Genomic DNA, 13,602 nt, shown 5'->3' on the forward strand with positions numbered 1-13,602 from the left:
CATGGAAGGTTAAGGGTCTCTCCGATCCTTGACAACCCCGAGTGTGGCACCTGCTCGAGTCACCTCGACAATGACTTCTCCCTCGTAAAATTGGTCTGCGGCCCAAGTTGTTGCAGCCGCATAGTAGTCATCATCATCCGGACGCGATCGGGTGACGGTGATCGGAAGGCTCGTTTCTTCAGGCAGGAAGGGGGTAAAGAGCCAGGTGACATGCTCCATGTTGACGACTACCTCGGGCCTGGAAAAGGCCGGTCTTTCCTCAGCAAGGTGCGCATAGAACTCCTCTGCCAGTTCCTTGTAGACGGTGCCCCAGTAATCCAGTTCATAGCTTCGGGAGGCATTGGCGGTTCCTCCGGCCAGTTCATTGTAATAAATATATTGATAAGGATGGAGCCGGATCATGCTGGCGAAGGGAAGCAGCAGGGCCGCGATAAAAGCCACGCGGAGCGGGACAAGCAGTCGTGGGAGCCGGTCTCTGAGGAGTTTGTCCAGTCGGCAGAGAGCCCAACCAGCAACAACGCAAATGGAGGGTAGGACAAAGAGCAGGTGGCGCAGTCCATTATAGAGAATAGAGTCCCTGACAATGACGTAGAGCAGTGGAAACAAGATTGAGAAGAAGATAAGGAACAAGCCCAACCCGGATTGCCCACGGCCCTTCGGTCGGGTCCACCTTTTTCTGACTTCCATGATTGATAATCCGATGGAAGCGGCAAAGAGAAGAAGGGTAATGACCGGAACCTTCAGGAGAAACATTTTCAGGATGTAGTAGGCCGGAAGATCCGGGGCGCTGATAAAGGCCCCTTCAAAAAAGACGGGCATGGGCCAATCATAATGTGTGATCTTACCGAGGGTTTCCCCAGCACCTGAAAAGGGTCGTAGCTGACCGGATGGCCAGTACAGGAGTAGAATGAAAAAGCTGATACAGAGGACAGTCAAAAGCCGGGGCAGTTGAGCTTTCATCACCTTGAATGTGAAATCCTTCCCGCCGTTCGGTCCTGAGTTCCAGAGATCAAGCATCCAGCTTAGTCCGATGAAGAGCCCAAGGTAGCATATAAGCAGGAGGCCTCCGATACGCGATGCCATCGCGACGCCTATGGCGACTCCACAGATGATGACAATGCGCCATGAGGGTGCTTTCCTGCTAGTGATCCATTGAAAAATAAAATTAAGGGCCCAAATGTATCCACAAGCGAACGGGATATCCTTCGGATTGATGAACATGTGCCCGTACCAGGCGGGCAGAAGGGTCAGGAGTACGCCTGCCCAGAAACCTGCGGCAGGACCGCCCAGAATTCGCGCCAGTCGGACTGTCCCAATGACGCCAAGAATGCCAAGGATGGCCGAAAACAAATTGCCGGTAAGAAAGTCTGGTGCGGGGGAGATTCGCCGAAGTATGGCAAGATTGAGGTCATGGAAACCGGGATAGTTGTCGCCCCGGGGCGCCTTTTCCACTGCACCCTCCATATCTCCGCTGAGGAGAGCTTGATAATAGCCGAGCTTTAATTCTCCTGCATCAAAGCGAAGTTTTTCATCCCAGCTGTCGCCGTATTGGCTCGCCGTCAGCAAGGCCACGACGGACAGCATCCCCACCCAGATCCAGGTGGCAATTGTCCATCGGCTGTATTGGGAATCCGGCATTCTAATCTTCTGATAGAAGGGTTTTAATGGTCAGCTGCTTTGGAGTCAGCGCATTCTCTTTTGTATTCAGTACAGACAAAGTCAGACCGGCAAGTGAAGGTGCGCTGGCTTGGGACTTGCTCACTTGTTGCCAGATTCGCGTGGCTGTTTCTTGCTCTCCCCAATGCCATTTGTAGAAAGCGAGGATCGTCGCCAGATCCGCATCCTGCGTTGATCCCGGATTGACCCAATCTTTCTGTTCGTCCCATGTGCCGAATACTTTCCAGCCCTTGGAGTTGGTGAGGCGCAGATTGAAATAGCTGATTGCGTAAATGCGTTGTGCCTCCAGCCGGTTTGGTGATTCCTGAAGAACTTGCCGGGCCCATTTCGCCGCCTCAAGGTCGTTGTTCACCTCGGCATTTGCATTGGCCAACAAGAGCTTATCCTGAATAAAGGTGTCCGTATTGCGGATTTCCCCGAATGAACTGAAGGCAAGGCCACCGCTCACGAGGACAACGCCCACCGTGATGACCAAGCGACTTTTCTCGTCCAGCAGGTTCCTGAACCAGGGTAAACTTCCAACGGCCAGGACAGCCATCAAGGGAACAAGGGGCAGGCGGAAACGGGCACTCGCATAGAAGAGAATGAGTACGGAGGCGTACGCCATGATAATTAAAGTCATCGTAGTGGCTGAGCGAGGGTCTTTCCGGTAAAGTTGCATCAATCCGAGGCTCGCGAAGACAAAAAGAATTCCCCAGTTAATGGGGTTGTAATTCAATAACGGTAAGCGCGCCTTGTGGAATGAGAATGTCAGGTTGTTATATTGCTCAAATGCATTGGCGGTCGCGTAAGCCTTGAAAACCCAGAGACGAAGCACCTGCGTGGGACTGGTCTTGACTTGGTCAACAAACAGTTCGCGCCAGTATGCGTTCATCTTGTCGATCGAGTAGGGCGGTTCTTCCGCTGGATGTGCTTGTCCGTACAGGTAAACCGACTCCGCCTTGGCGGGGTTGCGCACCGATCCACGCTGGGACATGTCGACTGATTGCTTGTAATAGAGGCCGTTCGCTGAAGGCTTGTTGGCTGCCCAGAGATTGTAGGCACCCTGCCAGGGAAGTACCCGGAATTCGGCCGAATGCTGGAAATTTAATATTCCCTGTATAAGTAGAATTGCCCCAAGAGGAACCCACATTGTCAACCAACGCGGAGCCAGGCGGGATTGCCGGAGCATCAGGATAACGGGCATGGCCAGGGCAAGTGGAAGGAAGTGTGGCCTGGTGATCACCGCCAAACCCATGAACAGTCCGCTCAGGAGAATGGTCCAGAAATCTATCCGTCGAGACATGGCGAGGGCCAACCCGCCAAGAAACAGGGTAATGGAAAGGGTCACATCCAATAACTGAACAGCAAAGAACAGTGAGACCGGATTTATTAGATACAGCAGACCCGATAGGGTGCCAAGTTGTCTGGATTCCCAGAGGGACAGGGCAATCCGGGAGACAAGCCAACCACAGAGCAGATGGCAGATCAGGCCAAAGAAAAGGCCACGCATCGGATGATCGCCAGCATCGAATAGTCCTAGGATATATGGATAGAGGAGCGCCCTGTAGAAAGGTTCCGGTTCAAGGCTGCTATCCTTTATGGCTTGTGCGATGACAAGATTCTCTTGCGCATCCAGTTGAGGTGCATGGGCAAGGGCATCAAACGAGTATTGGATGCCAAAGAGGATAATGTAGCCAATCACTACTACAAAAAGGCCACGCATGAAATTGATCCCGCGGTTTGCGGGAAACTGTCCTCTTTGGGTTGTTATTCCTCTTGCTGACAAGTATCTGTTCCCCTTTTCGCCTTAGAAGGTGTCCAATTCTTCCGGGCCAAGCCTGAAGACAAGAATCGATCCGTTCAAGACCTCTTCCGGATCCCTTTTTTGCAGATAGTTTTTGAGCCGCTGGAACCTCAGGTATTCAAAGTCCTCGAGGGTCTTCACTTCAGCTCCACCAAGCAGGGAGTCTGCCGACTCAATCGAGAGGTCACCTCTTTGCATGAGTTTCTTGTACAGCGGATCCGCTTCCCGACGAATGAGTTGGTATGCTTGCTCAAGTTGGGTTGTCCATTCCTGTTTTGTGGTGATGAATGCCGTCGCGCCGATCACATACAAGCCACTTTCCAGCTTGGGAGTATAGGCCTTCCTTCGCCAGCTTCCCCAGGAAGGAAGGTACCCGGCATTGCTTAACCCAAATGATTCCGGTTCGGCTGATCCAAAATAGGATAAGTGGACGGCTTTCTCGGGTTCTTCCTCTTGAAATGCCTTAATGGCGGCAACCGCAGCGGGGAGATCCTGCCCCCAGTCGAGCGAACTGTCGGCAAGGCGCTGGTAACCCCGTTCCTCACCTCCTCCAAGGATGTTCACATAGGAAATAGTCCGGTTAATCTGTGACACGCTAAGGGGAACCAAACTGACAAGAATGACAAAAAGCGCGATGCCAGCCCGCGGTCGGCGTGCGGCAATCCATGGAATGCTGACCCCGGCGATGATAGTCGACAGATAAAGCAATACGAACGCGTGCCGGTGGCCGATGCTGATTTGCGATGACCAAAGCATCAGGAAATAGACTATCCCCAGTATCAAGATTCCGCGGATGGTCGGGCTGAGATTGGGCCGATTTTTCCACAGATAGGAAACAAAGCAGCTGCCGCCGATTATATGAAGCAGCATGGCTGGCAGGGGCGTCTTGTAGAGGAATGTCCAGAAGTGATAAAACTGGAATCCATCCACTGAATATTCACCATTCAAGAATCCGCCCCGGGCCCCGTGGGCCAGAATGAAGTTGAGGCCGTACAGGAAGGCTTCCGGCAAAAGCTGCCATTCACGCATGAAGGCAATTATTGGATAGAGCGAAATGCCGGTAAGTTGATCCCACGGAACTTGAAACTGGGTGAATTCTCCAACGGAAGGGTTGGCCGCCGAGTAACGCCAGGAGTAGGCCCACCAGATGATCAGGACCGACACGGCCGCAGACAGGAGTGAGGCCCCGGTCAACCAGGCTGTTTTGCCAAGACGGTTTTGGCTCTTCTTAACAAGTCCAAAGCAGGAAATGTCCAATGGCCTTTGCTCAAGAATCCGCCAGAGAACAAGGGCTCCAGCGATAGGGGCAATAATCACTGCGGAATGTTTGCAAAGCAGGGCTACAGCAGCGGTGATCCCGGCAAGGACAACCGTGTGGAAGCGGACCCTCTCCAACATCTGGACAAAGGCCAGAATCGCGAGGACTAGCGTCCATGTCCCTAAAAAGTCGGAAGTCGCGAGCGGGATGTGGCCGAGGAAATTCGGGGAAAAGCCAGCCAGGATAAGACTGAAATAAGCGCCTCCACGCCCCCAGAGATGTCCACTCCAGATAAAGACCAGCAGTAGTCCAAGGAGATTGAAGGCGAGCATTGTCAGGTGTGAGAGATGAAAGACCTTGCGGTGGTCCATCCCTGACTTGAACCACCAGCGGTATCCAAGAAACCATTGTTGGGATTCCGCCCAGTCACTGGAATCTGTTTCGACGGGGGCTAAATCCTTCAGCCCCTGGATTGGGAGGGCGGCAATCCGGCAGACCAGAGTCCCGTTTTCCGGATTCAGCCGATAATCATTCAGGCTCAGTGCCACATGCCCAGCCAGAACATGGACAAGCTCATCAGTTGTGTTGGCCTTGTCCCGGGTTCCGATCCACGCGGACAAGCCAATGGCAAGAAGGATGATGATTACCGGAATAATGTCCCGACGAGAGACTTTTGCCAGAATGAGCGATGGCCGGGATTCCTGCACTGATCTGGAATGTGTTTCCATTATCCTTCCGTCAGGACTTCACCGGGATCCTCATCCTCGCTTTCCTCAGCTGCTTTCTCCGGTACATGAACTTCCACCAGACGTTCGAATCTCAGGTGGATCGTGTTGTTGAGCGGCTTCTCATAAACCGGTTCGGTGATGAAAATCTCCGGATCAAGCGCTTCATCCTCATTCACCGGATAAAATTCCCCGTCTTCCGCATTTCTCTCAAACCGCCTCGAGATATAGATGGAGGTGTACATCTTGTGCCGCAGATGCTCAAAGGCGACATTTGGATACTGCTTGAGTACATCAATGAAAGTCGAATTTGTCTGGGTGAGCAGGGCACTGTATTGATTGCCCGATACAAAGAGGATTTTCTCATGGTCCTGGCGCTCCTCGATGAAGTTGATCTCCTCCATGATGATGTTCGCCGACTTGTAGTTTTTGGTATAGCGCTGGCTATGACCGACCGGCAGGGTGACAGTCAGGATGTAGACAAGGGGAATCAGGAGGATACCGCTTTGCGGGTGGGCCGCCTTTTTTGACAACCAGTACATGGCGCCCATAAATCCAAACAGAAGAAGGGTAAACTGGCTTCCCATCTTGAGAATACTCTCCCGGTCAAATGAGGAGAAGGTGATGAAGGCGCAGACAAGGCCGAATAACAGGGCCCAGACGGTGTAATTGCGCCGCAGGCGCTTCATCATGTAGGGCACCAGAATGATGAAGTAGAGGTGAATCGGGAGGCTCAACCGGCTGGTGATGTAGCGGTCGAACATGCCGAAATTAAAGAAGGCAATGACCAGGCAGAAGAGGAATATTGCCAGGGTGAAGACAAAGATAATCGTGCCTTTCGGGTCTTTCCCGGTGAGGAACCGGGACCGTCGCAAGGCATAGTACAGGAAGGCAAAGAGGGCCGAGAAACCCAATACCGAAAGCAGATAGGAATTCGGCTGGTTTTGTCCTGTGGCAAAGAAAAACCTGACCGCGGAAAGCAGGTTCTCGGAAGCGTAGGAGAGGGAAAAAGTATCCATCCGGCCGTTCGGGCCCTCCTGGAAAAAGCCATGCGAGGATGATTGGATCATCTTGAATTGCATCGCGAAGAGAATCAGGAAAATCGGGCAGATGATGGCCCGGAAGGGGAGAATTAACTGGTCCGCCTTTTTCCATCCCAAGAGGATCAGGAATCCAAAGGGGAGCAGGTAAAGCCCGTTCTCGTAGCGCACTTGGCAGAGTAGAATCAAGGCATAGATCAGGGGGATTAATCGCCTGTCACATGGCTTTTCAATATACAGGTATCCGAGCAGGACGACAACGCTCACCATGACCAGGTTCAGTACTTCGAAGTGGCCACTGGTAGCAAAAATGGCAAGAAGCGGAAGAGTTCCGGCAAGAAGGACAGAAAGCAGGCCTCCACGATGTCCGGAGAAGAGTTTTCCCACGATATAGGTAAGGGTGATGAGGATCAGGGTGAGAAACCCATTCAGGTAAAAGGCATTCTGGAAGCGGTAGCCCGTGAGATCATGGACCAGTCCCAGCAGAAACGGGAAAAAGAAGGGACGCTTGTCCAGAATCGCATCCATCAGAACATAGCTGCCCAGATAATCATTGGCCTCACGCGGCACCCCGGAGAGGCGGTTGAAGTGAAGAAATTGCCCGGAAACGGCCAGGATGGTTTCGTCAAAGACAATTTTGAATTGCAGGGGTTCAAAGAGAATCAGAAGTCCTGTGACTAGCCCGATGGCCACCCATGCACTGCGTTTTTTCGGGAGCAGCGCTTTCAGGCAAAAATCATCACGGTTCAATTCAAACAGCGACCAGAGGAAAAGCGCGAAGGTGATAAACAGGCTCGGATAGGCCATATAGACTACCACATAGTGGAGAGTCCCTTCACCGAACCAAAAGAAAGCGACCCAGAAGGCAAAGAGGGCAACCGATATAAAACTGAGGAGTCGTGTCATAACTGCATCTTTCTTGATAAATAAAAAGCCGCCCCAGTGTGGGGCGGCTTGTTCATTCGGTAAACTAGAAAGTTTATTAGAATGTGTAAGTAACCGTGCGCTCGTTACCAACGTTGGTGGCTGTGATAGTCGTGTCACCAGCAGTGATAGCGGTCGGGTAGGTTTCGTCAGCAACCAGTTCCGGAGTAGTCAAGTATTCCGGGTAGAGGTCGTTAACAGCAACCGTGGAGAGACCTTCTTCCAGCATGTACTGCTGAGCAGCAGAAGCGATCTGGCGAAGGTTATTGGTTACAGCCTTATCCTGTGAAGTCGCGCGGACTTTCTGGAAGGCAGGGATAGCCATAGCAGCCAAGAGGCCGATGATGACCACAACAATCATAATTTCAACGAGGGTGAAGCCCTTTTTGCTCTTATTATTCATAATATTATCCTTTATATGTTTTATATATACCTCTCGTGAGGTGAGAACGACCTTCTACGATTTTCCAGTTTTTGCCAAGTCAAAACATTTGTGAATGAACGATTTACAGGAAATTTAAAAAGACTTGGGGGGTATCCCCGGTAATCATTTTTTGATGACAGCAAAGATCATTTTTCCGCCTGCAGACGGAATAATTGAGTCGACGGAAGCAGTGACCGTTTCCCCGATCAGGTGCTTTGCCTCGGAGACCACGACCATTGAGCCATCAGGCAGATAGCCGACTGCCTGGTTGTGGTCTTTGCCCGGCTTGGTCAATTTGATACGGAGTTCCTCCCCGACCAGAAGTTGGGGATTCATGGCCTTGGCGAGGGCGTTGAGGTTGAGCCAGTCGATATTATGAAACTCTGCGATCTGAGCCAGGTTGTAATCGGTCGTCATGAGCTTCGCCTTGAGGGATTGCGCCAAATAAACGAGCTTGGCATCAACACGCTGTCGATTACTGACGCTGCTTTCGTTGATTCTCAGGTCAAGGTGCTCCATTTCGCGGAGCTGATTGAGCACCTCAATGCCCTTGCGGCCCTTGGCCTGCCGCTCTGGATCCTTGGAATCGGCGATATTCTGTAGCTCATCAATGACAAAACGCGGGATGACTAATCCAAATCCCATGAAGCGGCTTTCACAAATGCCGACTAGCCGGCCATCGATGAGCGCGCTGGTGTCGACAATCGCAAGGGGGACTTCCACTCCGTGAGGAACAAATCGAATGTAGGGAATTACCAGATTGAATTCATCACGGCCGCGCAGCGCAATGACGGCCCCCAGATACATAAGAATGACATAAAGCGACAATTGGATGAGATATTTATTCTGGGTCAGAATCATGCTGCCTTCATCGAGGGCGTCGAAGGGCACATCAAAGAAAGGTGAAGCGGCGATTAATTTTGCACAGGCCCAGCCAACAAACAGCCCAAACGTCAGGGCGGAGAGTCCTCGCAGGGAGAAGCCCTTCAGGAGGACATCGACGAGGACGACAAGGGCGCCCATTGCGGCGGCAATAAAAACAGCAACCCATCGATATTCGTCCCATTCGGGAACCGAGTAGCTGACGAGCCACCCGGCAGCGATGCAGAGCAGGATAAAAAACAGGCGGAGAATCCGGATCGTGTAGGCCATTTTAGACTAAGGTCTTGGGGTTTCCGCCCCGGGACTTGTTATCAGAGCTGAAATTGGAAGGTGTTTGATGATGTTCAGGTTTTGGGAAGGGACTCATTAAGGCGAATAAATTCAGGTTTTCGGGCATTCTTTGACGGACTTTTCAATTTTGTGGGGCCTGTAGATTGATAAAGTTCGTGAATTCCGGATCCTGCAACAGGCGAGCGCGGTTGTTTCCTACCATGACACCGATCAGTTCACCCGTCATGGAGAAGACATAATCGCCCGGATTTGGGGTAAATTCCCCAAAGAGGCGGTTAAAAAGCTTGGATTCCACCTCAAGGGTGCCCGATTCCCCGGGTGGGACACGTACCGGGATCTCCCCATAGAGTTCTTGATCATCGCTGACGAGGACGGCCTCGGAAAACCGGAATGGATCAGTCGAAAGGGAAAATATGGCCAGCCCGGCGCTATCTGTAATGGAATCCGGTACCCGCACAGCGGCAATGCCCTGGTCTGCCTCAAGAAATCCCAGTTGACGAATGGCAAATGACCGGTTTCCGATGCTCAGGATGGCTTCAGTGGAAATACCCTGCCTTCCACCGGCAAACGGGGTGTTGACGGTGGCAAACAGTGCGTGAGTGCCTTGCGGGGTCTGTACAAGGATGGATTGAAGGGCGACTTGACGGGTGCTTGAACCCAGAAAGGCCCGTTCTTCCCATTGGAAGCGCAGGAAGACGCGGTTGTCCTCGAATTTCTTGAATATTGCGTTGAGGGATAGCGGTTGGGCCTGCCGGAACTCTTCTTGCAGGGCGGAAGACGAAGCCGCCAGCTCACTCACGCCCACGGCCAGATTTTCCGTTTGTTTTTGCGCGCGCTCAGCCTCAATCCTTGCCCGCTCGACCTCCGCTTGGGCCGCGATAAGGTTTTGCTCGAGCATTTCCTTTTCCGTTTCCCGGATCTGGAGTTGCGTTGAAAGCTGCCGTTGCTGGCCCTCCAGCTCGGTCAACTTGCTCTTTGCGGTTTCCAGCGCTTGGTTTTTCTCAAGAGCCAGGGCTTGTTGAGCCTGTAGTTCCTCCTGAAGTTGTCGCGAGCGAGCTTCCTTTTCCTGAAGGGATTTGGCGAGGTTGGCTTTTTCCTCGAGGGTCAGCTCCAGAGACCCGCGGGTCTGGGCGAGTTCCGTGGAAAGGGCAGTTGTTTCCTGTTCCTTCTCCTTGAGTGCAGTATTCACTTCCTCAAGTGTTTCCGAGGTTTCCTGCAGGTTCTCGTTGGTCTTGGTCAGTTGCTCACGTGTATCATCGAGGCTGCTTTCAACTTCCTGCCGCTGGGCACTTTCATGTTCAAGCGACAGCTGCAGCAGCTCCAGCATTTCCTCTGCTGCCTGGTCGCGCAGAGCTTCCTCATCGACGGCATCCACTTCCACCGTCGGTTTGAATTCAACAAGGGCGAGAATGCTGATCAGCAGGAAATCGCAGATGATGATGAGCAAGGTCTTGTTCACTTGTCCTTTTGGGAATCGTTCTTTTCGAGGATCAGCAACCGGCGATAAGGCCTGAGAAACCCGACCTTCAGGACAGCGACAAAAATAATCCCGAACAGGGTGGAAGCGTAGGCCGCCATCAGGCTGGCATCGACGACATTCAGGACAACCAGGATGAGGGAGGCCACGGTGCCGCCAAGCCCGACATACAGACCGAGATCAAACAGGTTTTCCTCGTTATCCAGAAGATGGAGTTTGACACGGGCCGCATGGCGTTGGCGCCTCACTTCGGCAATCTTGAGAAGACAGAATATGAAGACGAGTAGCTGAATGATAAAAAACAACAGGAGGATGAGGATGGTGACTTGGTCAATCATGGTTGTTGAATCGGTTGGTGATTGTAAATCCTGGCTGTCGGGAAGAATTTGCGCGAGCTGGATCTGAAGGGTGCCTTGTTCATTTGGTTGGAAATCAAGCAGGCCGGGTTCAATTAAAATCCAGACAAGCATCATGACAAGGACGCCGCCTACGATGCTGTCGAGATTTATGAGGACCCGTCTCTGGTGATCCGGGCGCGCCTGCCCCTTGAAAATGATCACGCGCAGGATTGCCACGAGGAAAAACCCACAAAGGGCGAATGCCGCCGCGCGTGCCCCGATTGCCAGAACAGGCCAGGTCTCCGCAAATTGTTTGAAGGCATGTTGATTCTGGCGGATTTTTTCAGGAAGGGCTTCCCAGAGTCCGGGAGGATCATAGACCGGCTTGTCAAATTGCAAAAGCGCCTCCATGGCTCCCTGACCCAATGCAAGGGCCACCTCAAGGCCCTCCCATCCGCGCTCCTTGTGCTGACCAAGGTATTGTATCAGCCCTTCAGGTGAGCGCAGGTTGAAGACAGCGCTCATGATCAGGGGCAACCGGTCTGGCGACTCCTGAATTGCCTGGGCAATCATGAAAAGCTGTTCAGGATTCTCCAGGCTGCGCACCAGTTCTTGGAACTGGAGCCAGGTTGCGCGGCGCCCGATGGTCAGGAGAGCGATGTAGGAGCTCTCCAGTTGGGTGACCGCAGACAAGTCGCCCTGCAGGGCATCCGCCATGTTTTTCAATATTGGGGACCGGATACCATCCGGGAGAGCCGATGACTGCTCCAGCAGTGCAGTGGCAAGAATTGTCGCTTCCAGCGGTTGTCCGGAAGTGGAGTAGACTGGATAAAAACGCTGCCAACCGCCAAGGGTGCGCGTTTTTAGTATGAGTTGTACATTCTGGTTGGAGCTCTGGCTTAAGAAGGCGGCCAATTCAATCCGGTTCTCGCCGGGAAGCAGGGTGGGAATAACCGCCGGTTCATCCTCCCTGAGATAGGGTGCCTGCCGCAGGAATTGCTCGTAAAAGGGCGCTGGACCGCCACTCCACCGGTAGAGAGGGTTTTCTTCAAGCAGTGCTTGCTGACGGCTGGCCAGTCCTGTTGGGATCTTGTTTCCCGTCGTCCGTTTCCATGTTTGCAAGAGGGAGCCGGCCGGCCCGGGCCGCCCGGCCTGCAGTTGGCCTTCAGCCTGCGAGAGGAGAGTTGGCGTATCCTTTGCCGCAGCCTCAAGGACCAGCGGGGAGACTGAACGAAAATAGGAAGGAATGCACATTCCCAGCGCCAACGCGGCAAAAGCGAGAAACAAGTTTATCATTACCAGGCCAACTAGTTGCCAGACTGGTCGTCGTTTGCGGGTGGGCGGCTTTTCCAGGGTGCTTCCCATGGGAACCCCTTATTTGACTGGACATGCAGATGGGTGCAAGCTGTTAAATAGTCCTTATGCAGTTGCGCGTGACACAGTATGGGGAGCCTGTACTCCGTCAGGCCGGAAAGAAGGTCGAAGTTTTTGATGAAGAACTTCGAAACCTCGTTTCTGACATGATCGAGACGATGTATGCAGAGGAGGGGGTTGGCCTGGCTGCCCAACAGGTGAATAAGGCACTGATGGTGTTCGTCATGGATGTTTCCCATCTGCCCGGTGAGGAATTGGATTACCAGCTGGATGGTCTCCGCCAGCCAATCGATCTGATCATGCCAATGGCCCTTGTTAACCCGGAAGTGGAAGTGCTTCCCGGGAAAAAAGTTTTCGGGGAGGAAGGGTGTCTTTCCTTTCCCAATATCCGCGGAGATGTCCCACGTGCAGAGGCGGTGAAAGTCGATTTTCAGGATATCAATGGCAAGCCGCACACCCTTGTCTGTAGCGGATGGGTTGCCCGGGTCGTCCAACACGAGCTCGATCACCTCCACGGGCGCCTCTTTATCGACTTAATGGACAAGCGCCAATTGCGCACCCTTGACTCCAAAATAAAGCGCTTGAAACAAAATAGCCGCAAAGCGTTAATGGAGTAGCCAAAATCATGAGAATCGAACAAGTCGCTGTACAGCTATACACCCTCCGTGATTATTTAAAGACACCGGAGGATTTTCAGGAATCCCTTCAAAAGGTGGCTGATATTGGCTACCGGTCCGTGGAGGTTGCCGGTCCACGCCCTGTAAGCGAATCTGAGATTGCTTCCCTGTGTGCCGAAAAGGGCCTTGTGATAAACTCCTGCCATGAGGAATCCGATTTAATCCTGAACAACCCACACAAGGTGGTGGAAAACTTGGAGGCTTTCGGTTGTCGTTACACCGCCTATCCTTACCCCCGGGATATCAATTTCAATTCCGAGGAATCCGTAATGGGGCTGGTCAACGGCCTGGATGCTGCCGGCAAGGTGCTCAAGGCAGCTGGCAAAGTCCTCACATACCACAATCATGATCTGGAGCTGGACATTTTAAAAGGGGTTCCGATTCTTGAGATTATCTATGGCGAGACCAACCCGGAATACCTTCAGGGCGAAATCGATACATACTGGATTCATGCCGGGGGATCGTCCCCGCAGGCATGGTGCGCCCGTTTGCGTGACCGGCTTCCGCTCCTCCATTTGAAGGATTACGCTACAGATGAGGATGGCACCGCCCGCTTTGCTGAAATCGGCCATGGTATCCTTGATTTCAAGACCATTATTGCCACTGCTGAAGCTTCTGGTTGTGAATGGTTTATTGTTGAGCAGGACACATGCCCTGGTGATCCGTTTAAATCCCTCGAAATGAGTTTTCGCTACATCAGTGATAACCTCGTCGAGGCGTAGGGGGCAA

10 protein-coding genes are annotated in these 13,602 nt (G+C 52.6%); 2 read left to right on the plus strand and 8 right to left on the minus strand.

The features are described from left to right. Positions 1 to 9: 9 nt before the first annotated feature. The 8 genes from G0Q06_RS08325 to G0Q06_RS08360 form a co-directional block, all read right to left on the minus strand. Positions 10 to 1,638, minus strand: coding sequence for an ArnT family glycosyltransferase (locus G0Q06_RS08325; protein ID WP_163964336.1), 1,629 nt, complete (start codon positions 1,636 to 1,638; stop codon positions 10 to 12). A gap of 1 nt (position 1,639) precedes the next feature. Beyond that, complete coding sequence (locus G0Q06_RS08330) at positions 1,640 to 3,382, minus strand: ArnT family glycosyltransferase (RefSeq protein ID WP_163964338.1); 1,743 nt, start codon at positions 3,380 to 3,382, stop codon at positions 1,640 to 1,642. A gap of 84 nt (positions 3,383 to 3,466) precedes the next feature. After that, positions 3,467 to 5,449 carry an ArnT family glycosyltransferase gene (locus tag G0Q06_RS08335; protein ID WP_163964341.1) on the minus strand — a complete coding sequence of 661 codons (1,983 nt, stop codon included), beginning with the start codon at positions 5,447 to 5,449 and terminating at the stop codon, positions 3,467 to 3,469. Further along, complete coding sequence (locus G0Q06_RS08340; RefSeq protein WP_163964343.1) at positions 5,449 to 7,392, minus strand: glycosyltransferase family 39 protein; 1,944 nt, start codon at positions 7,390 to 7,392, stop codon at positions 5,449 to 5,451. Before G0Q06_RS08340 ends, G0Q06_RS08335 begins: the two co-directional genes overlap by 1 nt. Positions 7,393 to 7,468: 76 nt before the next feature. Beyond that, positions 7,469 to 7,813 carry a prepilin-type N-terminal cleavage/methylation domain-containing protein gene (locus tag G0Q06_RS14630; protein ID WP_163964345.1) on the minus strand — a complete coding sequence of 115 codons (345 nt, stop codon included), beginning with the start codon at positions 7,811 to 7,813 and terminating at the stop codon, positions 7,469 to 7,471. Between the two features lie 144 nt (positions 7,814 to 7,957). Next, positions 7,958 to 8,986, minus strand: coding sequence for a PIN/TRAM domain-containing protein (locus G0Q06_RS08350; RefSeq protein ID WP_163964348.1), 1,029 nt, complete (start codon positions 8,984 to 8,986; stop codon positions 7,958 to 7,960). 142 nt (positions 8,987 to 9,128) lie between these two features. Continuing rightward, entirely contained in the window at positions 9,129 to 10,466 is a 1,338-nt protein-coding gene (locus tag G0Q06_RS08355) for a coiled-coil domain-containing protein (protein ID WP_163964350.1), read from the minus strand. Then, positions 10,463 to 12,187, minus strand: coding sequence for a hypothetical protein (locus tag G0Q06_RS08360; protein ID WP_163964352.1), 1,725 nt, complete (start codon positions 12,185 to 12,187; stop codon positions 10,463 to 10,465). Before G0Q06_RS08360 ends, G0Q06_RS08355 begins: the two co-directional genes overlap by 4 nt. A gap of 56 nt (positions 12,188 to 12,243) precedes the next feature. Here G0Q06_RS08360 and def point away from each other — a divergent pair, with 56 nt between their 5' ends. Continuing rightward, complete coding sequence (gene def / locus G0Q06_RS08365; RefSeq protein WP_163964353.1) at positions 12,244 to 12,813, plus strand: peptide deformylase; 570 nt, start codon at positions 12,244 to 12,246, stop codon at positions 12,811 to 12,813. Between the two features lie 8 nt (positions 12,814 to 12,821). After that, the gene (locus G0Q06_RS08370) at positions 12,822 to 13,595 is read left to right on the plus strand and encodes a sugar phosphate isomerase/epimerase family protein (protein WP_163964355.1); all 774 of its coding nucleotides are present in this window, start codon (positions 12,822 to 12,824) and stop codon (positions 13,593 to 13,595) included. The last annotated feature ends 7 nt before the right edge of the window (positions 13,596 to 13,602 follow it).

Origin of the sequence: Oceanipulchritudo coccoides (assembly GCF_010500615.1) — a bacterium.
GTDB lineage: Bacteria > Verrucomicrobiota > Verrucomicrobiia > Opitutales > Oceanipulchritudinaceae > Oceanipulchritudo > Oceanipulchritudo coccoides.

Excerpts from the sequence above, each read along its gene's own strand:
- G0Q06_RS08325 (WP_163964336.1), bottom strand. The coding sequence starts at position 1,638 with ATGCCGGATTCCCAATACAGCCGATGGACAATTGCCACCTGGATCTGG.
- G0Q06_RS08330 (WP_163964338.1), bottom strand. The coding sequence starts at position 3,382 with ATGCGTGGCCTTTTTGTAGTAGTGATTGGCTACATTATCCTCTTTGGC.
- G0Q06_RS08335 (WP_163964341.1), bottom strand. The coding sequence starts at position 5,449 with ATGGAAACACATTCCAGATCAGTGCAGGAATCCCGGCCATCGCTCATT.
- G0Q06_RS08340 (WP_163964343.1), bottom strand. The coding sequence starts at position 7,392 with ATGACACGACTCCTCAGTTTTATATCGGTTGCCCTCTTTGCCTTCTGG.
- G0Q06_RS14630 (WP_163964345.1), bottom strand. The coding sequence starts at position 7,813 with ATGAATAATAAGAGCAAAAAGGGCTTCACCCTCGTTGAAATTATGATT.
- G0Q06_RS08350 (WP_163964348.1), bottom strand. The coding sequence starts at position 8,986 with ATGGCCTACACGATCCGGATTCTCCGCCTGTTTTTTATCCTGCTCTGC.
- G0Q06_RS08360 (WP_163964352.1), bottom strand. The coding sequence starts at position 12,187 with ATGGGAAGCACCCTGGAAAAGCCGCCCACCCGCAAACGACGACCAGTC.
- def (WP_163964353.1), top strand. The coding sequence starts at position 12,244 with ATGCAGTTGCGCGTGACACAGTATGGGGAGCCTGTACTCCGTCAGGCC.
- G0Q06_RS08370 (WP_163964355.1), top strand. The coding sequence starts at position 12,822 with ATGAGAATCGAACAAGTCGCTGTACAGCTATACACCCTCCGTGATTAT.